Source organism: Kitasatospora phosalacinea (assembly GCF_000716545.1).
Taxonomy (GTDB): Bacteria; Actinomycetota; Actinomycetes; order Streptomycetales; family Streptomycetaceae; genus Kitasatospora; species Kitasatospora phosalacinea.
Genome location: NZ_JNWZ01000059.1, coordinates 22,179 through 44,632, shown reverse-complemented (window position 1 = coordinate 44,632; position 22,454 = coordinate 22,179). Strand labels below are relative to the sequence as shown.

Genomic DNA, 22,454 nt, shown 5'->3' with positions numbered 1-22,454 from the left:
GTTCTTGCCGGACTGGCTCCAGGTGCCGTTCCAGCCGCTGCCCGTGAGCGTCTGGTTGCCGGTGTAGGAGTAGCCGATGCTCCAGTTGTCGATCGGGGCGGTGCCGGCGTTGGTAAGTTTCACGTTCGCGGTGAAGCCGGTGCCCCAGTCGTTCGTCGTGTAGTCGACGGAACACTGGACGCCGGCGGCGGCCGCGGGGCCGGCACCGGTGAGCGCGAGGGTGGCCGCAGCGGTCGCGGCCAGCGCCGAGACCAGCGCCAGGGTGGTGGTGCGGACGGACATGTCCGGCTCCTCGGAGGAGGGGGAAATGGGCGCGCTCCCACAGGCCCGTCCCGAACCATAACCAGGGGCAAGGCAGTTGCCAACACGCGTCGGCTGCACACTCCTGTGCGCACTCCCTTGACAGTGCGCATGCCCCTCCCGATATTTGGGAGCGCTCCCACAGAACGGCCCCGGCGGATCCACGTCGGCAGGACCCCGACGGACCCCACCGGGAGGACTTCGCGGAAGGCCCCAAACCTCCGCGCAAGGCTCCCGGACGACCTCGCAGGACCCCTGCCGGATCCGCTCCGCGCACCACCGTCCCCGGACTCCCCCACCCACCCCCATCCGAGGAGCCGTCATGTCGTCCCCGCCTCGCAGCCGGATGTCCCGCAACCGGGTCTCGGCGCTCACCGCCGCCCTCACGCTGCTCGCCGCCGGCCTGTCGACCGCGGTCTCACGGGCAGCGGCTGGAACGGCACCTGGAGCCAGTCCGGCAAGAACGTCACCGTCGCGGCCCCGGCCTGGGCCGGCACCATCGCGGCGGGCGGCTCGGCCACCGCGGGCGCCAACTTCTCGTACAGCGGCACCAACACCGCGCCGACCTCGTTCGCGGTCAACGGCACCAGCTGCACCGGCGCCCACGCGGCCCCGACCACCACGCTGACCAGCCCGGCCCCGGGCGCCAACTACCAGGCGGGGGCGGCCATCCCGCTCTCGGCGACGGCCACGGCGGCGGACGGCGCGAGCATCAGCAAGGTCGAGTTCTACGACAACACCACGCTGATCGGCACCGCCACCAGCGCCCCGTACACCTTCAGCTGGACGGGCGCGGCGAGCGGCAACCACTCGATCTACGCCAAGGCGTACGACAGCCTGGGCGCGAGCAGCGAGTCGACCCCGGCGGGCGTCACGGTGGCGACCGGTCCGGCGATCAGCGCCACCCCGCTGACCCTGTCGGTCAACCAGGGCAAGACCGGCAGCTTCGCGGTGAAGCTCACCAGCCAGCCGAGCTCGAACGTCACCGTCACCACCACCCGGACCTCGGGCAACACCGGCCTGTCGATCAGCTCCGGCGCGACGCTGACCTTCACCCCGAGCAACTGGTCGACGGCGCAGAACGTCACGCTCACCGCCGACGCCTCCTCCACCGGCTCGGCCACCTTCACCTCCGCCGCCACCGGGTACACCTCCTCGGCGGTGACGGTGACCGAACTGGCCGCCGCCTCGGGCGTGTACAACGACCGGTTCCTGCAGCTGTACAACAAGATCAAGGACCCGGCGAACGGCTACTTCTCGCCGGAGGGCATCCCCTACCACTCGGTGGAGACCCTGCTGGTCGAGGCCCCCGACCAGGGGCACGAGACCACCTCGGAGGCGTACTCGTACCTGATCTGGCTGGAGGCCCAGTACGGGCGGGTCACCCAGGACTGGTCGAAGTTCAACGCGGCGTGGACGCTCATGGAGACGTACATGATCCCGGGCCACGCCGACCAGCCCACCAACTCGTTCTACAACGCCTCCAAGCCCGCCACCTACGCGCCCGAGCGCCCGCTGCCGAGCGACTACCCGGCGGCGCTGGACACCTCGGTCACCGCGGGCAACGACCCGATCGCCGGCGAGCTGAAGAGCGCGTACGGCACCGACGACATCTACGGCATGCACTGGCTGCAGGACGTCGACAACGTCTACGGCTACGGCAACGGCCCGGGCAAGTGCGAGGCCGGCCCGACCTCGCCCGGCCCGTCCTTCATCAACACCTACCAGCGCGGCGCGCAGGAGTCGGTGTTCGAGACCATCCCGCAGCCCACCTGCGACAGCTTCAAGTACGGCGGCAAGAACGGGTACCTGGACCTGTTCGTCAAGGACAACTCCTACGCCAAGCAGTGGAAGTACACCGACGCGCCGGACGCCGACGCGCGCGCCATCCAGGCCGCGTACTGGGCCGACACCTGGGCCAAGGCGCAGGGCAACGGCTCGAAGGTCGCCACCACGGTGGCCAAGGCCGGCAAGATGGGCGACTACCTGCGGTACTCGTTCTTCGACAAGTACTTCAAGCAGATCGGCAACTGCGTCGGCGCCAGCGCCTGCACCCCCGGCAGCGGCAAGACCTCCGAGCACTACCTGCTGTCCTGGTACTACGCCTGGGGCGGTGCCACCGACACCTCGGCCGGCTGGTCCTGGCGGATCGGCGACAGCGCGGCGCACGGCGGCTACCAGAACCCGATGGCCGCGTACGCGCTGGTCAACGACCCGGCGATGGCCCCCAAGTCGACCACCGGCAAGTCCGACTGGACCACCTCGATGGCCCGTCAGGTCGAGTTCACCCAGTGGCTGCAGTCCAACGAGGGCGCGATCGCCGGCGGTGCCACCAACAGCTGGGAGGGCAACTACGGGACGCCGCCGGCCGGCACCCCGACCTTCTACGGGATGTTCTACGACGAGGCGCCGGTCTACCACGACCCGGCCTCCAACCAGTGGTTCGGCTTCCAGGCCTGGGGCCTGGAGCGGATGGCGGAGTACTACTACTCCAGCAACGACCCGAAGGCCAAGGCGATCCTGGACAAGTGGGTGACCTGGGCGCTGTCCAAGACCACCTTCAACGCGGACGGCAGCTACCGGATCCCGTCCACGCTGGCCTGGAGCGGCAAGCCGGACACCTGGAACGCGTCCTCCCCGGGTGCCAACAGCGGCCTGCACGTGAGCGTCGTCGACTACACCAGCGATGTCGGCGTGGCCGGCTCCTACGCCAAGCTGCTGTCCTACTACGCGGCCAAGTCGGGCAACGCGGCGGCCAAGACCGCGGCGCAGAAGCTGCTCGACGGCATGTGGACCAACAACCAGGACGCGCTGGGCATCTCCATCCCGGAGACCCGCGCCGACTACAGCCGCTTCAACGACTCGGTCTCGGTGCCGAGCGGCTGGACCGGCACGATGCCCAACGGCGACCCGATCAACAGCACCTCGACCTTCCTGTCGATCCGGTCCTGGTACAAGAACGACCCGTCGTTCGCCAAGGTCCAGTCGTACCTGAACGGCGGCGCCGCGCCGACCTTCACGTACCACCGGTTCTGGGCGCAGGCCGACATCGCCACGGCGATGGCGACCTACGGCGAGCTGTTCGGCGGCTGACCCGCCGTCACCCGAGCGCGAGTGCCCGGTCCGACCGACAGCGGACCGGGCACTCGCCCGTTCTGCGGAGATTGCTTTACTGCCTCTTGATTTTTGTCATATCTGGTGAATAGTCTCCCGGCCATTCGGACGCAATCGATCACCCACGATCGCGCCGCCGAGACTCGGGAGGGTCAACCCCTATGAGAGTTCCCCGGATCCGCCGTTCCGCACTCACCGCGACCGCGGCCTGCCTCACCCTCGCCACGGCCGGAGCACTGGCACTGCCCACCGCCGCGGCCGCGGCCGGGACCGCCGACGGCCCGCTGCTCAGCTACGTGGTCAACACCAGGGCCAACCACGGCCAGACCCAGAAGGCCGAGCGGGAGGTCAGGGCGGCCGGCGGCACCGTGGTCGCCTCCTACGAGCGGATAGGCGTGGTGATCGCCCACTCCGCGGACCCCGGCTTCGCGGCCAAGCTCCGGAAGTCGAAGACCGTCGACTCGGTCGGCGCCAGCCGCACCGCGGGCATCCAGGCCGGCGGCGCGGAGGGGACCGTCCAGGAGGCCGAGGTGCCCGCCACCGCGCCCGCCGACGGCAGCGAACCGCTGTGGGCCAACCAGTGGGACATGCGGCAGATCGGCGTCGACCGGGCGCACGGGACCACCCTCGGCGACCGGTCGGTGGTGGTCGGCGTGCTCGACTCCGGCATCGACGCCACCCACGAGGACCTCGCCGCCAACGTCGACCCCGAGCTCTCCGCGTCCTGCCTCAGCGGCAGCCCCGACACCAGCTGGAAGTCCTGGCAGCCCACCACCAGCAGCCACGGCACCCACGTGGCCGGCACCATCGCCGCCGCCAAGAACGGCAAGGGCGTCGAGGGCATCGCCCCCGGCGTCCGGCTGGCCGCGGTCAAGGTGGTCGACGACGGCGGCTTCATCTACCCCGAGTACGCGATCTGCGGCTTCGTCTGGGCCGCCGAGCACCACTTCAAGGTCACCAACAACAGCTACTACGTGGACCCGTGGATGTTCAACTGCGCGGGCGACCCCGACCAGGCGGCCGTCAGCGAGGCCGTCCGCCGGGCCGTCGACTACTCGCGCCGCAACGGGGTGCTGAACGTCGCCGCCGCGGGCAACGAGAACATCGACCTGGCGCACAAGGCGGTCGACGTCTCCAGCCCCGACGACACCGACCCGGCCACCCGGCCGATCGACGACAGTTGCCTCGACCTGCCGGCCGAACTGCCCGGCGTGGTCGCGGTCTCCGCGATCGGCGTCAAGGGCGACAAGTCGTACTACTCCAGCTACGGGTTGAACAAGGTCACCGTCGCCGCCCCCGGCGGCGACAGCCGCTACCAGGTGCCCGACACCCCCGACGGCCGCGGCGCGGTGCTCTCCACCATCCCCGGCAACAAGTACGGCTACAGCTCCGGCACCTCGATGGCCTCCCCGCACGCGGCCGGCGTCGCCGCACTGCTCGCCTCCACCCACCCGTGGGCCGGCCCCGAGCAGCTGCGCGCCCTGCTGGTGGAGCAGGCCGACCCGCACGCCTGCCCGAGCGGCGTCTTCGACCCGGGCGGCACCGGCCTGTACAAGGCCACCTGCGAGGGCACCGAGGACGACAACGGCTTCTACGGCGCGGGCGTGGTCTCCGCCGCCAAGGCGGCCGACCGGTGGCGCAACTGACCTGCCACCACCACCCTCACTCCCCGCCGACGTGCCGGGACCAGTCCGACTCCACCGGAGCCAGACCGGCCCGGTTCGGCACCTGCTTCAACCAGGCCGGACGGGCCGCCAGCCGCGCCGCGGCGGCCCGCTCCTCGGCGGCCCGGATCTGCTCGGGCGTGGCGAAGCCCTCCGGCAGCCAGGCCGCCGAGTGCGCCACCCGGGCGGCCAGGTGCCCCACGTACGCCTCCCGCACCGCGGCCGGCGAGTCGAAACCCGGCTCGTCGGCCAGCCAGGCGTCCGGCACCAGCGCGGTGACCTCGCGCAGCAGCTCCGGCGTCACCAGCGGGGCGAGCGCGGCGTCGGCGGCGGCCAGGTCGGGCGCGTAGCCGCCCAGCGCGTGGCCGCTCAGGTCGTACCGCTTGTGCACCGAGGCGGGCGCGGTCGCCCAGCGGTGGTGGAAGACCAGGCCCGCGCCGTTGTCGATCAGCCACAGCCGCCCGTGCCACACCATCAGGTTCGGGTTGTGCACGCTGCGGTCGACGTTCCCGGTCAGCGCGTCCAGCCAGACCACCCGGCCCGCCTCGTCCGGCGACACCCCGATCATCCCCGGCCGGAAGTCCCGCGCCCCCGGCAGCAGGTCCATCCCGAGGTTGCGCCCCGCACTGGCCCGCAGCAGGTCCTGGATCTCCTGGTCCGGCTCGTCCGCGGCCACCGCCGGGTCGAAGTCCACCAGCACCAGCGGCGGCACCCGCAACCCCAGCCGCCGCGCCAGCTCACCCACCACCACCTCGGCCACCAGCGCCTTCACCCCCTGCGCGGCCCCGGTGAACTTCACCACGTACGTCCCCAGGTCGTCCGCCTCCACCACCCCGGGCACCGACCCGCCCGCCCGCAGCGGGTCGACGTACCGCAGCGCCTTCACCTCATCGAGCATCCGCCCACCCTAACGCGGGGCCGGGGAGCCGGGGCGCGGGAACGGCGCCGGGGCGCCCGCGACCCGGACGCCGGCCGACCCGCTCTCCACGCTGGTGCGGACGCGGCGGGCCGCCGTCCCCTCCCGGGTCGGTCTTCCGCTGCAACCAGCGCTGTAGCGGGCCGCCCTCCTGCCCCCTGGTAGGAGGCGGTGCCGCCGCCCCCGGTTTGGCGGGCGGTCGGGGCGGTGATTGGGTGGGGCCGACCGTCGAGCAGCCGACCGAGGAGATGTGAAGCGATGGGCAAGGTGCACGCCACCACCGAGCGGACGTACGGGGCCGACCCGGCGCGGGTGTACGAGGCGCTGGCCGACTACGAGGTGACCCGGCCGAAGTTGCTGCCCGCGCAGTACAGCGAGTACGAGGTGCGGGCCGGTGGCCGGGGGGCCGGGACGCAGGTGCACTGGAAGCTGCGGGCGACCGAGAGCCGGGTGCGGGACTGCCTGTTCACGGTGTCGGCGCCCAGCCCGGAGAAGCTGGTGGAGACGGACGCCAACTCCTCGATGGTGATCACCTGGACGGTGTCGTCGGCCGGCGAGGGCGGCAGCCGGGTCACCGTGGAGGCGAGCTGGACGGGCGCCGGCGGGATCGGCGGCTTCTTCGAGCGGAGGTTCGCGCCCAAGGGCCTGAACGGGATCCACGACCAGGTGCTGGCCAACCTGGCGACGGCGCTCGGCTGACCGGCTGATCGCCCCCCGAGGCACTAGGACACCCGTACGGCGCGTCATCCGTACGGGTGTTTGGCTTCCCCGGGACGGGTGAAGCGGGCCCGGGCGGGGGGTGTCGTCAACTTAGGCTCCGGGCCGTGCAGATGACGATCCTTCATGTGTCCCAGCCGGTCGACGGCGGGGTGGCCCGGGTGGTGGTGGACCTGGTGCGCGGGCAGCGCGCGGCCGGGTGCCGGGTCCTGGTGGCGTGCCCCCCCGGTGGCCGGCTCGCCCGCGAGGCGGCCGCGGCCGGCGCCCGGGTGCTGGACTGGCCCGCCGAACGCTCGCCCGGCGCGGGTGTCGCCCGGGAGGCCTGGCGGCTGCGCCGGATCATCCGCCGCGCCGCGCCGGACGTGCTGCACCTGCACAGCGCCAAGGCCGGGCTGGCCGGCCGGCTGGCGGCCCGCGGCACCCCGCCGACCGTGTTCCAGCCGCACGCCTGGTCGTTCGCGGCGGTGGACGGCGCGCTGGCCCGGGCCAGCCTGCGCTGGGAGCGGCACGCCACCCGCTGGGCCCGCACCGTGCTGTGCGTCAGCGAGCGGGAGCGGTGGGACGGCGAGGACGCCGGGCTGATCGCCGACTGGCGGGTGGTGCCCAACGGCGTCGACCTGGAGCACTTCGCGCCCGCCGACCCGGCGTCCCGGCGGGCCGCCCGGATGACCCTGGGCCTGGACCAGGCCGACCCGCTGGCGGTGTGCGTGGGGCGGCTGTGCCGGCAGAAGGGCCAGGACGTGCTGCTGGACGCCTGGACGAGGGTGCAGTCGGCCCTCCCGGCGGCCCGGCTGGTGCTGGTGGGCGGCGGCCCGGACGCGGGGGCGCTGGCCGAGCGGGTGCGCTCCCTGCCGGACCCGTCCCGGGTGCGGATGGTGGGCGACGTGGCGGACCCGCGGCTGTGGCTGGCGGCGGCCGACCTGGCGGTGCTGCCCTCGCGCTGGGAGGGGATGGCGCTGGCCCCGCTGGAGGCGATGGCCTGCGGCCGACCGGTGCTGCTGACCGACGTGCCGGGGGCCCGGGAGTGCCTGCCGCCGGGGGAGCGGGAGCGCGCGGTGGTGCCGCCGGAGAATCCCGGAGCGATGGCCGAACGGCTGGTCGAATTCCTGGGCGACCGGATCGAGTGCGAAAGGCGCGGGGTCCTGGCCCGGTCACACATGGCAGATCATCACGATATTCGCGGCGTGATCCAGCAGGTGGCGGCGGTCTACCGGACGATCGTTCGGAGCGGGACGGTGCCGGTGGGCCGTGCGGGCCGTGTCCCGCAGCAGTCCTGATCGTTTGTCAGGCCGTGAACGCCCGCCCGCGCAGGTGCGGCCTTCTTTCCTGAAAGTCTGATTATTGGGCGGGTGGAATGAAATGGCATGTCAGCCCCCTGCGTGCCGGTCGGCGTTCGGTAATGTCTGATTTTGCCTGCTTCGTCTCCATTTTCGGTAGAGAAATGGTCGACCGCCTTTCACGGCAGCAGGTGCTTACCTGGACCGCGTCCACCGAGCCGGGGCGCCGAGCCGGTGCGCGTCCGGTCCGGCTGCCCGGTTGCGGCGGGTACACAGCAGGGGAGTTCGTGCGCTGATGACCATTGACCACGAGAGCGTGCCGCGACCGGGGAGAACGCTGACGGGCCCCGGCCGCCGCGCCACCCGGCCGGACGGCCGCCCCGGCACCGGCCTGCTCGACCGGCCGAAGAGCCGGCCGAAGAGCCGGCCGAAGCCCAGGGCCGCCGCGCCCCGGGCCTCGTACGGCGCCGGCCGGCACCGCAGCCGACTGCCCTCTCGGGTCGCCCTGCCGCTCTCCCTGGCCACCGCCGACGCGTTCGCCGTCGCCCTGGCCGCGGCCGCCACCACCCCCGCCGACGCCCGCCCGGTCTCCACCGCCGCCCTGCTGCTGCCCGCCCTGCTCCCGCTCAACCTGGCCGGCGGCCTCTACCGCAGCCGGCTCAGCCTGTCCGCGCTCGACGAACTGCCCGCGCTGGCCGCCCGCGCCGCCGTCGCCACCGCCTTCGCGATCACCGCCGACGCCTGCCTGGCCGGCCGCTGGACCGACCTCGGTCCGGTCAGCCCGCTGCGGCTGCTCACCCTGCTGCTGCTGGTGCTGCCGCTGGCCGCCCTCGGCCGGACCCTCGTCCACCACCTCACCCGCCGCTCCCGCCGCCGCCGTCCCAGCCCGGTGCTGATCCTCGGCGCCGGCGAACTCGGCCAGCGGATCGCTGCGGTGCTCACCGCCCGCCCCGAGTACGGCCTGCGCCCGGTCGGCTACCTCGACCCCGACCCGGTGCTGCTGCCGCCCGGCGACCCGCTGCCGGTGCTCGGCGGCCGCGAGGTGCTCGGCCGGGTGCTGCGCCGCTACCGGATCCACCACGTGCTGGCCACCGCCGGCGCCGCCGACGAGGCCGAGACGCTGGCCGCGCTGCGGCACGCCGCCCGGCTCGGCTGCCAGGTCTGGCTGGTGCCCGGCGCCCGCGAGTTCGACTCCGTCCAGGGCGCGGGCGACCACCTGTGGGGCTTCCCCTGCCTGCGCCTGGGCGCCCCCGCGATGCGGCGCGGCGGCTGGATCGTCAAGCGCGGCTTCGACATCCTCTCGGCCGGCCTCGGCCTGCTGCTGGTCTCCCCGTTGCTGGCCGCCTGCGCCCTCGCGGTGCGCTGGGACACCGGCCCGGACGTGCTCTTCCGCCAGCAGCGCACCGGCCTGGACGGCCGGGTCTTCACCGTCCTCAAGTTCCGCACCCTGCGCCCCTCCAGCGAGCACGAGTCGGCCACCCGCTGGAACATCGCGCAGGACCACCGGATGGGCGCCATCGGCAAGTTCCTGCGCAAGACCTCGCTGGACGAGCTGCCGCAGCTGTGGAACGTGCTGCGCGGCGACATGAGCCTGGTCGGCCCGCGCCCCGAACGCCCGTACTTCGTCATGCGCTTCGGCCAGGCGTACCCCGAGTACGCCGACCGGCACCGCGTCCCGGTCGGGCTGACCGGCCTGGCCCAGGTCAACGGCCTGCGCGGGGACACCTCGATCGAGGACCGGGCGCGCTTCGACAACCGCTACATCGAGGGCTGGAGCCTGTGGGGGGACGCCAAGATCCTGCTCCGCACCGTCGCCCTGGTGGTCCGCCCGGACGGGAGCTGAACCCATGGCCATCGCACTCCAACTTCCGCACCCGGCACAGCGGTTGGCCAGGATAGTACCGGCCCGGCCGAGCTGGCTCGCGGCGGCCACCGTGCTGCTGGTGTGCGTGCCGGCGGGGGAGAAGGACGTCTCCGCGTCCGTGCACGTCACCCCGGCCGACCTCGCCTCGCTGGCCCTGGTCGGGCTGATCGCCCTCGACCTGCTGCGCGGCCGGCTGCCCCGGCTCGACCCGGCCGTCTGCGCGCTGCTCGGCGGCGTCGTGCTGGCCGCCGCCGTCGCCACCCTGCACTCCATCGACCCGGCGAGCAGCGTCACCGGCTTCGTCCGGCTGGTGCAGATCTTCGTGCTCGTCCCCGCCGCGGTGCTGCTCGCCGTCCGCGACACCCGCGACCGGCGGCTGGTGCTCGGCTCCTTCGTACTGGCCGCCCTGATCGAGGGCGCGGTCGGCGCGAACCAGTACCTCACCCGCACCGGCGCCTCCTACACCGGCCAGCCGATCCGTGCCGTCGGCACCTTCGGCGCCCTCGACGTCATGGCGATGTCCACCGTCGTCTCGTACGGGGTGCTGGCCGCCCTCGGACTGGCGCTCGCCGAACGCCGCCCCGGCGGCAGCCGGGTGCTGCGCCGCGCGATGTGGGCGAGCGCCGCGTTCCTGGCCTTCCCGCTGGCGGTCTCCTTCAGCCGGGGCAGCTGGATCGCCACCGCCGTCGCCGCCGGCGTGCTGCTGCTGCGCGCCGACGCCCGGCTCGCCGTCAAGGGCGTGCTGATCGCCGCCGCCGCGGCGGTGGTGCTGGTCGGCGGGCTCGGCCTCGGCGCCTCCGGCGTCACCGAGCGGCTCGGCTCGATCGGCTCGGTCTCCGCCGCCCCCGACCAGTCGGTCTCCGACCGCTACGACCTGTGGGCCACCGCCGGCCGGATCTGGCAGGACCACCCGATGACCGGCGCCGGCCCGAAGGCCTTCCAGCAACTGCGCGACAGCCACGCCCCGCTGCGGCTCTCCTCCGGCAGCGACGCCGCCGACCCCACCATCGGCTTCCAGCGCGAACCGCTGCTCTCCCCGCACAACATGTACTTCCTGGTGCTCAGCGAGCAGGGCCTGCTCGGCGTCATCGCCTACCTCGCGCTGTTCCTCGCCCTGCTGCTCGGCTGCCTGCGCCGCGCCGCCGGCCCCGGCCTGGCCGCGCTCGCCCTGCTCAGCTGGGTGCTCTGGGACTTCCTCTACGCCGACATCGGCGGCACCACCACCGTGCTGACCTCCGTGGTGCTCGGCCTGGCCGCCCGTACCGCCTTCCCCCGCCCCGACTCCCGCGAAGCGGACGGCGCATGACCACAGACCAGCCGGTGGCCCGGCCCGCCACCGCCGTCGAGACCGCCGTCGTCGAGACCGCCCCCGCCGCGGCCTCCGCCGTCGCCGTCCCCGCCCCGCGCGCGAGCGACGAACCGGCCCGACGCGGCTTCCTGGCCAAGGCGTTCGGCGTCACCGCGCTGCTCAGCGCGGCCGGCTCCGCCCTCGGCCTGCTCCGCGACCTGCTGCTGGCCCGCTACTTCGGCGCCAACCAGGGCACCGACGCCTTCCTGGTCGCCTGGACGGTCCCGGAGACCGCCGCGCCGCTGCTGATCGAGGACGCGATGGCGTTCCTGATGGTCCCGGCCTTCAGCCTGGCCCTGGTGCTGCGCGAGGAGCGCCCCCACGGGCCGGACCCGGTGCGGCAGTTGACCCGCTCCACGCTGCCCTGGCTGCTGCTCGCACTGTGCACCCTCTCCGGCGCCGTCGCCCTCGGCGCGCCCCGGCTGGTCGACCTGCTCGCCCCCGGCCTGGCCGACCCGCGGCTCGCCGTCGCCTGCACCCGGATCACCGCGCTCACCATCCTGCCGTTCGGCGTCGCCGGGTACCTGGCCTCCGCGCTGCGCGCCCTGCACTCCTTCACCGCGCCCGCCGTCATCTACGTGATGTACAACCTGGGCATCCTGGCGCTGCTGCTCAGCGGCCACCGGTTGCTCGGGGTGCGCTCCGCGGCGATCGGCGTCGCGGTCGGCAGCGCGCTGATGGCCGGCGTGCTGCTACTGCCGTTCGCCCGCCGGCTGCGCTCCGGCGGGCGGCGGCGCGGGCTGCGCCGGGGCTCGGCCCGCCGGCTGGTGCTGATCCCGCTGGTGCTGCTGCCGGTCGCCGCGTTCACGCTGACCCGGCAGGCCCAGGTGTTCATCGAGCGCTACCTCGGCTCCGGCCTGCCGCCCGGCACCATCTCGCACCTCAACTACGCGGCGAAGGTCAGCCAGTTGGCGATGACCTCGGCGATCCTGATCGTCACCGTGACCTTCCCGGTGGTGGCCCGGGCGATGGCCGCCGGAGACTTCACGGCGGCCCGCGACCGGGTCGAGAAGGACATCGGGCAGGCCACCGCGCTGGTGCTGCTCGGCACCGCCTTCCTGATGGCCTGCGCCCCCGCGCTGGTCGCCCTGCTGTTCGAGCGCGGCGCGTTCGGCCCGGCCGACACCTCCGCCACCGCCGCCCTGATCCGGGTCTACTCCTTCGGGCTGCCCGCGCAGGCGATGATCGGCGTGATGGTCCGGCCGTACTTCTGCGTCCGCCCGGTGGTGCGCCGCGCCGACGCCCCGCGCGCCGAGGGCGACCGGGTCACCTGGCCGGACTGGTACCCGGTCGGCGCGATGCTGCTCGGCCTGGCCGTCACCGTCGCCGTCGGCGTCGGCGCCGCCCCGGACTTCGGCGCGCTCGGCCTGGCCGCGGGCAACGCCGCGGGCATCACCACCACCGCGGCGCTGCTGCTGCGCGGCCTGATGCTGCGCGGCGTCGCGCTCCGGCTGCCCCTGGTCCTCGGCGGCCAGGCCAGGCTGCTGGCCGCCGCCGTCGCCGCCGCCGCGCTCGGCTGGCTGGCCACCCGGACGGCGGACGGGCCGCTGCCCGCCGCGCTGCTCGGCGGCGCCACCGTCCTGCTGGTCTTCGCCGTCCTCGGCGCGCTGTTCGGCGCCGCCGAGGTGCGCCGCCCGGTGCTCGGCCTGCTGGCCCGCTCCCGCGGCCGGCGGCCCGCCGGCGCACAGCTCGCGGACGCTCCGTCCGCCGACGTCCCGTCCACCGTCGCCGAAGGGAAGCCGCATGGCCGCTGATCCCCGCCTGCCGGCCCAGGCGCTCACCCCCAGGCTCGCGCCCTGGATCCTGATGTACCACTCGGTGGCCGAGGAGGACGAGGACCCGTACCTGCTCACCGTCAGCCCCGACCGCTTCGCCGAGCAGATGGACTGGCTGCACCGCACCGGCCGGCGCGGCGTCAGCGTCCGCGAACTGCTGGCCGCGCAGGCCCGCGGCCGGGAGTCCCGGCTGGTCGGCCTGACCTTCGACGACGGCTACGCGGACTTCGCCCGGCACGCCGTCCCGGTGCTGCGCGAGTACGGCTTCACCGCCACCGCGTACGTCGTCCCCGACCTGCTCGGCCGGGAGAACGACTGGGACGCCGAGGGGCCGCGCAAGAAGCTGCTGACCGTCCAGCAGGTGGTCGAACTCGCGGGCTCCGGTTGGGAGATCGGCTCGCACGGCCTCGGCCACCAGGCCCTGCCCGGGCTCTCCCCGGCCGCCCTGGAACGCCAGACGGCGGACAGTCGGCGGGCCCTGGAGGACCTGCTCGGCGGCCCGGTCACCGGCTTCTGCTACCCCTACGGCGCGGTCGACCTGCCCGCGACCCGCGCCGTCCAGGACGCCGGGTACGACTACGCCTGCGCCATCGACCACTCCTGGCTGACCGGCCGGCACGCCCTGCCGCGCTGCTACGTCGGCGACCGGGACGGTGCCTGGCGGCTGCGCGCCAAACACGGCCGGCACCGCTGGCGGGAGGCCGTGACCGGGCTGCGCTGGGCCCCGCCGAAGCAGCTGCCGAAGGCCGCCGCGGGAGAGCCCCGATGAGAGTCCTGCACGTGGTCACCGGCCTGCACGCGGGCGGAGCCGAGCGCCAACTCGCCCTCCTGCTGCGGCACCTGCCCGAGGACCAGGAGCACGAGGTGGCCGCCCTGACCAACCCGGGCGCGGTCGCCCGCGAACTGCGCGCCGACGGCTTCACCGTCCACCACCTCGACATGCGCGGCAACCGCGACCTCGGCGTGCTGCCCCGGCTCACCCGGCTGATCCGGGCCGGCCGCTACGACCTGGTCCACACCCACCTGTACCGGGCCATGCTGTACGGCCGCCTCGCCGCCCGGCTGGCCGGCGTCCGCACCGTGATCGCCACCGAGCACTCGCTGCAGTCCGGGGTGATCGAGGGCCGCCCCACCTCGCGCGGCGTCAAGGCGCTCTACCTGGGCGCCGAGCGGCTCGGCACCACCACGCTCGCGGTCTCCGGCCAGGTCGCCGGCGTCCTCGGCGAATGGGGCGTGCCCGCCGACCGCGTCCGTCTGCTGCCCAACGGCGTGGACGCCGCCCGCTACCGCTTCACCCCCGCCGTCCGGGCCGCCCACCGCGGCCGGCTGCGCGCCCAACTCGGCCTGCCGATCGGTGTGTTCGTGATCGGCGCGGTCGGCCGGCTGGTGCCGGGCAAACGCTTCCACGTGCCGCTGGAGGCACTGGTCCGGCTCCCCGACGCCCGGCTGCTGCTGATCGGCGAGGGCCCCGAACGGGCCGCCCTGCTCGACCGGGCCGCCGAACTCGGCGTCCGCGACCGCCTGGTGCTCACCGGTGAACGCGACGACGTGCCCGAACTGCTCACCGCCGTGGACGCGCTGGTCTCCCCCTCCCGCGAGGAGACCTTCGGCCTCGCCGCCCTGGAGGGCCTGGCCGCCGGCCTCCCCCTGCTGCACTCGGCCTGCCCGGCCCTCGCCGAACTCCCCCCGGACGCCGCCCCCCAGGCCCGCCTGCTCCCCTCCGAACCCGAGCCCTACGCCCGCGAGTTGGCCCTCCTCGCCACCATCCGCCCCGGCCCCTTCCCGGTCCCCCCGGCCGTCGCCCACTACGACATCGCCCGCATCGCCACCGAACTGGCCGTCCTCTACCGCCAGTCGCTCCCCGGCCCCGGCCCCCGCCGCCCCGGCCGGAAGCCCGCGGGCGCCCCGGACGGAGGCTCCCGCCGTGCCCCCGCCGTCCCGTCGGCGTCCGTTCCGCCGTCCCGGCGCGCCGCCGGGCAGCCGCCCTCGCGGCGGAAGCCGGGCGGGCGGCCCTGGCGCCCCGGCGGTCGGCGGCCCTAGCGCCCCGGCGCCGCGCCGCCACCCACCGAACCGTTCACCCCTACGACCCTCCTGGAGTCACCGATGCCCGAACCACGCCGCAGCGTCCGCGCACTGGCCCGCCGCTGGTGGCCGCTGGCCGTCGCCGTGCCGCTCGGTGCGGCGGCCGGCGCCGGCTACGCCGCCGTCTCGCACCCCAGCTACGCCGCCAGTTCCTACGTGGTGGTCGTCCCGAACAACCCCGGCGAGAGCTCCACCGCCGTCAACTTCGCCCAGGCGTACGGCCGGCTGGCCGGCCAGCCGCAGGTGCTGATCGGGGCGGCCGCCGAGACCGGCCACTCGGTGACCACGCTGGCGGGGCTGGTGCGCGGCACCACCTCGCCGGACGCCCCGGTGATCGAGATCACCGGCACCGGCGCCCGCGGCGAGGACGCGGTGCGGAACGCCGACGCGGTCGCCAAGTCGCTGATCGCGTTCGGCAACGGCAGCGGCAAGGAGACCGGCGTCCGGCTCGTCCCGCTGGCCGCGGCCGCCGAACCCGACGCCCCGTCCTCCCCGTCGGCGAGCCTGGACACCGCGGTCGGCGCGGCCGCCGGCGTGCTGCTGGGCGCGCTGGCGATGCTCACCCGCCGCAAGGGGGGCCCCGCCGCGCCGGAGGCCGCGCTGCCCGCCCAGGCCGAGCCCGCCGCCGCTCCGGTCGCGAAGGCGGAGCCCGCCGAGCCGGCGGCGGCCCGGTGAAGCTCCGCCAGCGGCTCGGTGCCGGCCCCCGGGTGCCCGCCCAGCCGGCCCGCGACGCCGCCGACCGCGAGTGCTGGACCGCCGAGGTGCTGCGCGCCGACGACGCCCTGGAGCGGTTCGCCGACGACTGGGACGACCTGCACCGCCGCTGCTCGACCGCCACCGCCTTCCAGGCCGCGCCCTGGCTGCGCTCCTGGTGGAACGCCTACGGCCGCCCGGGCGCGCTGGTGCTGGTGCTGGTCCGCCGCGACGGCCGGCTGGTCGGCGCCGCCGCGCTGCTCCGCCGCGGCCCGTTCGGCGGCCTGACCAACCTGGGCGCGGGGCTGGTCGACTTCACCGACGTGCTGCTCGACGACGACTGCGCGGACCGGGCCGCCGCCGAACTGGCCGCGGCCCTCCCGCTGCGCCGCCCCTGGCACAGCCTGGAGCTGCGCGAGGTGCACCCCTCGGCCGCCGTGCAGCGGGTGTACGCGCACTGGCGTGGCCGCCGGCACCGGTACACCGACTCGCTCTGCCAGTACCTGCCGGCCGTCCCGATGGACGAGCTGCTCAAGCGGCTGCCCGGCAAGACCGCCCAGCGCAGCCGGGTCAAGCTGCGCAAGATCGCCGAGTCCGGCGTCGTGGTGCACTCCGCCACCGCCGAGGAGGTCCCGCACGCCGTCGGCGAGCTGCTGCGCCTGCACATCCTGCAGTGGCAGGACCGCGGGGTCACCCCGGAGCACCGCACCGCGCGCTTCGCCGAGCACCTGACCGAGTCGACCACCGGCCTGGTGGCGACCGGCCGGGCGGTGATACACCGCTTCGAGCTGGACGGCGAGGTGGTCGCGGTGAACGTGGTGATCCTCGGCGCCCCGTTCGGCGGCCTGTACATGTACGGCGCGCACCCGAAGCTCCGGGAGAAGCTGGACATCGCCGGGCTGCTGTTCGGCGCCGCCCTGGACGAGATCCGCGCGGCCGGCATCCCGGTGCTCAGCCTGCTGCGCGGCCAGGAGCCCTACAAGCAGCGCTGGCGCCCGGACCGGCTGCACAACCAGCGCCTGGTGCTCGGCCCCGGCCGGCTCGCCCCCTGGGCGGCCGCCCGCGCGCTGCGGGTCCGGGCCCGGACCGCCGCCGTGCACCTGCTGCGCACCCGGATGCCCCGGCTGAAGGAGGCGCTATCGCAGCGGAGACTGCGGTGAGGCCTTCACCGGCCCGACCGCCCCGGAGGAGCCCGACATCAACTGCCGGTACACCGCTGCCGACTTCGGGTTGTCCTTGCACTGCCAGAAGCCGTGCGGGCAGTAGTCGGTGACGGTCTGGTAGGCGGTGTCGTGGGTGCGCATCCACTCCACCATCCGCCGGACGAACTCCGGGTTGTCGCCGTTGCGGAACAGCCCCCACTCCGGGTAGGACACCGGCTTGCCGCGCTTGGCGGCGAACTCCACCTGGTCCTGCAGCCCGTACGGCTCGGAGACGTACTCGTCGAAGGTGCCGCCGGCGGGCTGGTCGTAGTTGTCCATGCCGATGATGTCGACCACGTCGTCACCGGGATAGCAGCGCGTCCAGGGGACGGCGTCCAGCCCGCGGGTGGGGACGAAGTCGAAGGAGAAGTGCTGGCCGGGCACCGAGCGCATCACGCCCACGATCCGCCGCCAGTACGCCTTCCAGGCCGTCGGGTCGGGCTTGCAGCGCGAGGTGTAGGTGACGCCGTTCATCTCCCAGCCCAGGGTGATGACGGTGTCGCCGCCGCCGAAGGCCACCAGCTTCCGGGCCAGGCGCAGGAAGTGCTGGTCGAACTCGCCCTGGTTGCCGCGGGCCAGCAGCCGGGCCACCTCGGCGTCCGGCACGTTGCCCTCGTTGGGGACGAGCATCGGCACGCCGAGCACCAGCCGCCGCCCCGGGTCGGACTGCCGCCACTGCGACCACAGGCCGAGGACGGCCGGTTCGCCCTCGACGTCCTGCCAGCCGTTGCCCGCCAGGTAGGTGTGGCCGACCTGCATGTTGGCGTTGCTCAGCCAGGAGGACATCCGGGCGATGTTCGGGATGTAGTCGCTCCAGGAGCCGACGAACGCGCCGAACGGCACCTCGTGCACCGCCCGCTGCACCACCGGCCGCGGCGCCGCCCCGCGCGGCTGGATCGCGTCCGAGGAGAGCGCCGCGTGGCGCTCGGTCTGGCTGAGCGGGGTGCCGGAGGGCACGCTCGCGGTGGTGACCAGCAGCAGCGCGGCGGCGGCCAGGGTCAGGCGGCCGAGACGCATGGGCTCTCCGTACGGGTCCAGGGGTGATTCCGGCCCCAGGAGCCTAGCCTGACGGAACGTCATAAATGTCGCATGTCACCCCAACGGGTCAACCCGGCGGCCGGTCAGCCGAAGGTGTCGCACCGGGCCATGTCGCCGCTGCGGTAGCCGGTGGTGAACCACTGCTTGCGCTGCTCCGAGGAGCCGTGCGTCCAGGTCTCCGGGTTGGTCCGCCCGGTGGCCCGCTGCTGGATGCGGTCGTCGCCCACCGACTCGGCGGCGTCCAGGGCCAGCGCGATGTCCTGGTCGGTCAGCCGGGTGATCAGCGGCCGCCCGGTGGACGGCTGCGGGGTGGTGGTGGCGTGGTGCGCCCACACCCCCGCGTAGCAGTCGGCCTGCAGCTCCAGCTTCACCGAGGCGCTGTCGGCGCCCTGCCGGTCGCCGCCCACCCGGGCCGTGGTGCCCAGCAGGTTCTGCACGTGGTGCCCGTACTCGTGCGCCACCACGTACGCCTCCGCGAACGGCCCGCCCTGCGCGCCCAGCTGCCGGCCCATGTCGTCGAAGAAGCCCAGGTCGAAGTAGGCCTTGCGGTCGCCGGGGCAGTAGAACGGGCCGACCGCCGAGGTCGCGGTGCCGCAGGCGGTGGCCACCCGGTCGGTGAACAGCACGCTCTGCGCCGGGGCGTAGTCGCGGCCGCGGGCCTTGAACTCGCCCTGCCAGTACGACTGGACGCTGTTGACCACGGCCAGGGCCCGGCAGTCCTGCCGCTCGTTGGCGTCCGCGCCGGTCCGGCAGGCCGCGTCCAGCTGCGCGGAGCTGGTGGCCTTGCCGACCGGCGGCGCGGCGGGCTGGTCGGAGGAGCCGAACAGGCCGGGGTCCACCCCGAACAGCAGTGCCGCCAGCAGTCCGAGGATGCCGAGCGCGCCACCGCCGATCGTCAGCCCCCCGCCGGGGATGCCCCGCCGGTCCTGCACCTGCGAGGTGTCGAGCTGCGCGTCGTCGTCAAACTGCATTCCGTCTCACCTGTGTAACAGTCCGTGGGCCTGTCGAAGGCGTACCCCGACCGCCCAGGAGCATGCGCGGGGCCCACTGCGACGCAGGTCGGCCCAGGTCGCGTCAGGCCCGGATAAAGCCCGTCGGCGGTGACACGCCAGGGCCCGGGGGTCGTTAAACCCGAGGGTTCTGTCGGTGCCCGCCGGATAAACTCCCGCCGTGTCCTTCAACCCGCTGAGAAGCCTGTCCCCCCGATCGGTCCTGCCCGCCGCCGCCGTCCTGCTGGTCCTCGCGGCCGGTGCGGCGGCCCACGCCAACCGTCCCGAGCCCTTCGGCGACCGGGTGGTCCCGGGCGCTTCGGACGCCAGCCCGGTGAGCGCGCAGTCGACCAGCGCGGAGCAGACCGACTTCGAGGTGGGCCCCGGCGTGGAGGCCTACTCGAAGACCAACGGCGAGCGCCTGTGGTCCTACCGCCGCGAGGGCGCGACCGCGCTGCACCTCGCGCTGGTCGGCGAGGATGCCGTGGTGGTCTGGGACGACGGCATGGTCACCGCGGTCAACACCGGCGACCACTCGGTGCGCTGGCACCGCGGCGTCCCCGGCCTGGCCGACTGGCTGCGCGCCGACGGCGAGCCGGGCGCGGACGACCGCACCGAGGGGCAGCGCAAGAAGCTGATGGCCGAGCGCGCCGCCGCGGCCCTGCACCCGTCCCCGGACCGGGTCAACGACGCGTTCGTGACGGTGGTCACCCCCGACCTGCTGATGGGCTTCCGCGAGCGCGACGGCGACCTGCGCTTCAACTCCCGCCCCCCGGCGGGCTGCGACTTCGACCCGGCCCGCGCCGCGGAGACCGACGACGCGGTGCTCGTCCCGCGGCTGTGCCCGCCCGGCAGCGGCGCCGGCTCCCGGCAACTGCCCGGCGGCGTGATGGTGTTCTCGCTCGCCGACCACGGCAACTTCCTCAACACCGGCCCCGACGTGGTGATGCGCCCGCTGGGCGGCCACCGGGTCTCGATCGAGGACGGCCCGGTGATCGGCAGTTGGGTGTACGACACCGCGCAGGGCAGCCGGGAGGCCGCCTGCGGCACCGCCGCCCCGTTCGCCGCGGCCCGCCCGGCCTGCGACAAGTGACCGTCCCGGGCCCGGCCGGCACCGCCGCCGGGCCCGGTCCGGCGGGGTCCGGTGCCGCGCCCCGGGTCGAGAAAAGGCTTTCCGGCCCTCCCGTAGACTTGGACCCAATGGCTGAGTGCCATACCCACGTCGAGGAGAGACCCCAGCCATGATTTCCGCGAACGCCCTGGAGCTTCGTGCCGGTGCCCGCATCCTGATCGAGTCCGCCAGCTTCCGCATCGCCCCGGGCGACCGGATCGGCCTGGTCGGCCGCAACGGCGCGGGCAAGACCACGCTGACGAAGGTGCTGGCCGGCGAAGGCCTCCCGGCCGGCGGCACGGTCACCTCCTCCGGCGAGGTCGGCTACCTCCCGCAGGACCCGCGCACCGGAGACCTCGACGTCCTGGCCCGGGACCGCATCCTGTCCGCCCGCGGCCTCGACACCGTGCTGAAGAAGATGCGCGAGAACGAGGACCGGATGGCCAACGGCCAGGGCGCCACCCGGGACAACGCGATGAAGAAGTACGCCCGGCTGGAGACCGAGTTCCTCACCAAGGGCGGGTACGCCGCCGAGGCCGAGGCCGCCACCATCGCCGCCGCGCTCGGCCTGCCCGACCGCATCCTCGGCCAGCCGCTGCACACCCTCTCCGGCGGCCAGCGCCGCCGGGTCGAGCTGGCCCGGATCCTCTTCTCGGACGCCGACATCCTGCTGCTCGACGAGCCCACCAACCACCTCGACGCCGACTCGATCGCCTGGCTGCGGGACTTCCTCAAGACCTACAAGGGCGGCTTCATCGTCATCTCGCACGACGTCGACCTGGTCGAGACGGTCGTCAACAAGGTCTTCTACCTGGACGCCAACCGCTCCGCCATCGACATCTACAACATGGGCTGGAAGCAGTACCAGCAGCAGCGCGAGGACGACGAGAAGCGCCGCAAGCGCGAGCGGGCCAACGCCGAGAAGAAGGCCGCCACGCTGAACGCGCAGGCCGACAAGATGCGCGCCAAGGCGACCAAGACGGTCGCCGCGCAGAACATGGCCCGCCGCGCCGAGAAGCTGCTCTCCGGCCTGGAGCAGGTCCGCCAGTCCGACCGCGTCGCCAAGCTGCGCTTCCCGGACCCGGCCCCGTGCGGCAAGACCCCGCTGACGGCGGCCGGCCTGTCCAAGTCGTACGGCTCGCTGGAGATCTTCACCGACGTCGACCTGGCGATCGACCGCGGTTCCCGAGTCGTGGTGCTGGGCCTGAACGGCGCGGGCAAGACCACCCTGCTGCGGATGCTGGCGGGCGTGGAGAAGCCGGACACCGGCGAGGTGATCCCGGGCCACGGCCTGAAGATCGGCTACTACGCGCAGGAGCACGAGACGCTCGACCCCGAGCGCAGCGTGCTGGAGAACATGCGCTCCGCCGCGCCGGACACCGACCTGGTGCAGATCCGCAAGATCCTCGGCTCCTTCCTGTTCTCCGGGGACGACGTGGACAAGCCGGCCGGCGTGCTCTCCGGCGGCGAGAAGACCAGGCTCGCGCTGGCCACCCTGGTGGTCTCCAGCGCCAACGTGCTGCTGCTCGACGAGCCGACCAACAACCTGGACCCGGCCAGCCGCGAGGAGATCCTCGGCGCGCTGCACTCGTTCAGCGGCGCGGTCGTCCTGGTCACCCACGACGAGGGCGCGGTCGAGGCGCTCCAGCCGGAGCGGATCATCCTGCTGCCCGACGGCGTCGAGGACCTGTGGAGCCCCGCCTACCACGACCTGGTGTCGCTGGCCTGACCCCGTCCGGCCGCCCGCCGGCCCGCTCCGGGCCGCCGCACGGACCTCGCGCGTAGACGCGGGGTCCGTTTCCGGTACGAGGGGAACTCGTCCCGCGTCGACGCCGGGGGCACCGGGAGGACGCCCGCCGTTCCCCGTCCCGGAGTGCGCGGTTTGCCCGCTGACGGTCCGGGCTGATCAGCGGATTCGCTCACCGGCGCGAATCCCGGAGGGGCGTGCGCACCCTCCGTGAGCGCCCTGGTGCGGAGCGCGCACCACCACTCGAGCCCGCTTTCCCGTGACGGACCTTGTCGAATGGGTGGCCAGGAACGGGGCAATGGGTGATCATGGGAATCTGACCGATCACCTCTACGAGGAGGCACGGGTGGCCGAGACTCTGAAAAAGGGCAGCCGGGTAACAGGTGCCGCGCGTGAGAAGCTCGCGGCCGATCTCAAGAAGAAGTACGACTCCGGGGCGAGCATCCGCGCCCTCGCGGAGGAGACGGGCCGGTCCTACGGCTTCGTCCACCGGATGCTCAGCGAGTCCGGGGTCAACCTCCGGGGCCGGGGCGGCGCCACCCGCGGCAAGGGCAAGGCCGCTGCCGCAGCCGGTTCCTGACGGTCCGTCAATCCGGGCGGGCGGCACCCGAGCAGCC

At 74.0% G+C, this 22,454-nt stretch carries 17 protein-coding genes and 1 pseudogene; 14 read left to right on the top strand and 4 right to left on the bottom strand.

The features are described 5' to 3' along the window. Positions 1–12 precede the first annotated feature (12 nt). Positions 13–282 (bottom strand): annotated as a pseudogene (locus tag OO48_RS41240) (cellulose binding domain-containing protein); the annotation flags it as partial. A gap of 129 nt (positions 283–411) precedes the next feature. Here OO48_RS41240 and OO48_RS25725 point away from each other — a divergent pair. Next, on the top strand, positions 412–3,393 hold the full coding sequence (locus OO48_RS25725) for a glycoside hydrolase family 48 protein (protein WP_106970411.1): 2,982 nt from the start codon (positions 412–414) through the stop codon (positions 3,391–3,393). A gap of 182 nt (positions 3,394–3,575) precedes the next feature. Beyond that, positions 3,576–5,060 (top strand): S8 family peptidase, encoded by a 1,485-nt coding sequence (locus OO48_RS25720; protein WP_106970410.1) that lies wholly within the window; start codon positions 3,576–3,578, stop codon positions 5,058–5,060. A gap of 16 nt (positions 5,061–5,076) precedes the next feature. Here the strand turns inward: OO48_RS25720 and OO48_RS25715 are convergent, their stop codons facing one another. Further along, entirely contained in the window at positions 5,077–5,976 is a 900-nt protein-coding gene (locus OO48_RS25715; RefSeq protein ID WP_033220349.1) for a HipA family kinase, read from the bottom strand. Between the two features lie 276 nt (positions 5,977–6,252). On the opposite strand from OO48_RS25715, the gene OO48_RS25710 reads away from it, so the two are divergent. The 9 genes from OO48_RS25710 to OO48_RS25670 all read left to right on the top strand — a co-directional run bounded on the left by OO48_RS25710 (position 6,253) and on the right by OO48_RS25670 (position 16,910). Further along, the gene (locus OO48_RS25710) at positions 6,253–6,693 is read left to right on the top strand and encodes an SRPBCC family protein (protein WP_033220347.1); all 441 of its coding nucleotides are present in this window, start codon (positions 6,253–6,255) and stop codon (positions 6,691–6,693) included. A gap of 131 nt (positions 6,694–6,824) precedes the next feature. Continuing rightward, the gene (locus OO48_RS25705) at positions 6,825–7,988 is read left to right on the top strand and encodes a glycosyltransferase (protein WP_033220346.1); all 1,164 of its coding nucleotides are present in this window, start codon (positions 6,825–6,827) and stop codon (positions 7,986–7,988) included. Positions 7,989–8,283: 295 nt separating this feature from the next. Next, complete coding sequence (locus tag OO48_RS25700; protein WP_051732778.1) at positions 8,284–9,831, top strand: sugar transferase; 1,548 nt, start codon at positions 8,284–8,286, stop codon at positions 9,829–9,831. Positions 9,832–9,835: 4 nt separating this feature from the next. Then, a complete protein-coding gene (locus OO48_RS25695; RefSeq protein WP_051732777.1) occupies positions 9,836–11,158 on the top strand; it encodes an O-antigen ligase family protein in 1,323 nt (440 codons plus the stop codon). Then, entirely contained in the window at positions 11,155–12,954 is a 1,800-nt protein-coding gene (locus OO48_RS25690; RefSeq protein ID WP_051732775.1) for a lipid II flippase MurJ, read from the top strand. Before OO48_RS25695 ends, OO48_RS25690 begins: the two co-directional genes overlap by 4 nt. Then, positions 12,944–13,744, top strand: a complete 801-nt coding sequence (locus OO48_RS25685; RefSeq protein WP_033220345.1) for a polysaccharide deacetylase family protein — start codon at positions 12,944–12,946, stop codon at positions 13,742–13,744. The genes OO48_RS25690 and OO48_RS25685 overlap by 11 nt, the downstream gene beginning before the upstream one ends. Further along, positions 13,741–15,015: a glycosyltransferase gene (locus tag OO48_RS25680; RefSeq protein WP_063830738.1), complete on the top strand. Its 1,275-nt coding sequence runs from the start codon at positions 13,741–13,743 to the stop codon at positions 15,013–15,015. Before OO48_RS25685 ends, OO48_RS25680 begins: the two co-directional genes overlap by 4 nt. Before the next feature lie 63 nt (positions 15,016–15,078). Then, positions 15,079–15,732, top strand: coding sequence for a YveK family protein (locus tag OO48_RS25675; RefSeq protein WP_051732773.1), 654 nt, complete (start codon positions 15,079–15,081; stop codon positions 15,730–15,732). Continuing rightward, complete coding sequence (locus tag OO48_RS25670) at positions 15,729–16,910, top strand: GNAT family N-acetyltransferase (RefSeq protein WP_051732771.1); 1,182 nt, start codon at positions 15,729–15,731, stop codon at positions 16,908–16,910. The genes OO48_RS25675 and OO48_RS25670 overlap by 4 nt, the downstream gene beginning before the upstream one ends. On the opposite strand, the gene OO48_RS25665 is transcribed toward OO48_RS25670, so the two are convergent. Next, a complete protein-coding gene (locus tag OO48_RS25665; protein ID WP_033220344.1) occupies positions 16,887–17,969 on the bottom strand; it encodes a glycoside hydrolase family 26 protein in 1,083 nt (360 codons plus the stop codon). The genes OO48_RS25670 and OO48_RS25665 overlap by 24 nt on opposite strands. Before the next feature lie 104 nt (positions 17,970–18,073). Continuing rightward, entirely contained in the window at positions 18,074–18,961 is an 888-nt protein-coding gene (ypfJ, locus tag OO48_RS25660) for a KPN_02809 family neutral zinc metallopeptidase (RefSeq protein ID WP_033220343.1), read from the bottom strand. A gap of 199 nt (positions 18,962–19,160) precedes the next feature. Between ypfJ and OO48_RS25655 the strand changes: the two genes are divergently transcribed. From OO48_RS25655 to OO48_RS25645, 3 genes are all read left to right on the top strand, one after another. After that, positions 19,161–20,072, top strand: coding sequence for a PQQ-binding-like beta-propeller repeat protein (locus OO48_RS25655; RefSeq protein WP_033220341.1), 912 nt, complete (start codon positions 19,161–19,163; stop codon positions 20,070–20,072). A 148-nt stretch (positions 20,073–20,220) separates the two neighbouring features. Further along, positions 20,221–21,819, top strand: a complete 1,599-nt coding sequence (locus OO48_RS25650; protein ID WP_033220339.1) for an ABC-F family ATP-binding cassette domain-containing protein — start codon at positions 20,221–20,223, stop codon at positions 21,817–21,819. 364 nt (positions 21,820–22,183) lie between these two features. Continuing rightward, positions 22,184–22,417, top strand: a complete 234-nt coding sequence (locus OO48_RS25645; RefSeq protein WP_014138756.1) for a helix-turn-helix domain-containing protein — start codon at positions 22,184–22,186, stop codon at positions 22,415–22,417. Positions 22,418–22,454 lie beyond the last annotated feature (37 nt).

Excerpts from the sequence above, each read along its gene's own strand:
- OO48_RS25725 (WP_106970411.1), top strand. The coding sequence starts at position 412 with ATGCCCCTCCCGATATTTGGGAGCGCTCCCACAGAACGGCCCCGGCGG.
- OO48_RS25715 (WP_033220349.1), bottom strand. The coding sequence starts at position 5,976 with ATGCTCGATGAGGTGAAGGCGCTGCGGTACGTCGACCCGCTGCGGGCG.
- OO48_RS25720 (WP_106970410.1), top strand. The coding sequence starts at position 3,576 with ATGAGAGTTCCCCGGATCCGCCGTTCCGCACTCACCGCGACCGCGGCC.
- OO48_RS25665 (WP_033220344.1), bottom strand. The coding sequence starts at position 17,969 with ATGCGTCTCGGCCGCCTGACCCTGGCCGCCGCCGCGCTGCTGCTGGTC.
- OO48_RS25705 (WP_033220346.1), top strand. The coding sequence starts at position 6,825 with ATGACGATCCTTCATGTGTCCCAGCCGGTCGACGGCGGGGTGGCCCGG.
- OO48_RS25700 (WP_051732778.1), top strand. The coding sequence starts at position 8,284 with ATGACCATTGACCACGAGAGCGTGCCGCGACCGGGGAGAACGCTGACG.
- OO48_RS25710 (WP_033220347.1), top strand. The coding sequence starts at position 6,253 with ATGGGCAAGGTGCACGCCACCACCGAGCGGACGTACGGGGCCGACCCG.
- ypfJ (WP_033220343.1), bottom strand. The coding sequence starts at position 18,961 with ATGCAGTTTGACGACGACGCGCAGCTCGACACCTCGCAGGTGCAGGAC.
- OO48_RS25650 (WP_033220339.1), top strand. The coding sequence starts at position 20,221 with ATGATTTCCGCGAACGCCCTGGAGCTTCGTGCCGGTGCCCGCATCCTG.
- OO48_RS25675 (WP_051732773.1), top strand. The coding sequence starts at position 15,079 with ATGCCCGAACCACGCCGCAGCGTCCGCGCACTGGCCCGCCGCTGGTGG.
- OO48_RS25695 (WP_051732777.1), top strand. The coding sequence starts at position 9,836 with ATGGCCATCGCACTCCAACTTCCGCACCCGGCACAGCGGTTGGCCAGG.
- OO48_RS25685 (WP_033220345.1), top strand. The coding sequence starts at position 12,944 with ATGGCCGCTGATCCCCGCCTGCCGGCCCAGGCGCTCACCCCCAGGCTC.
- OO48_RS25680 (WP_063830738.1), top strand. The coding sequence starts at position 13,741 with ATGAGAGTCCTGCACGTGGTCACCGGCCTGCACGCGGGCGGAGCCGAG.
- OO48_RS25690 (WP_051732775.1), top strand. The coding sequence starts at position 11,155 with ATGACCACAGACCAGCCGGTGGCCCGGCCCGCCACCGCCGTCGAGACC.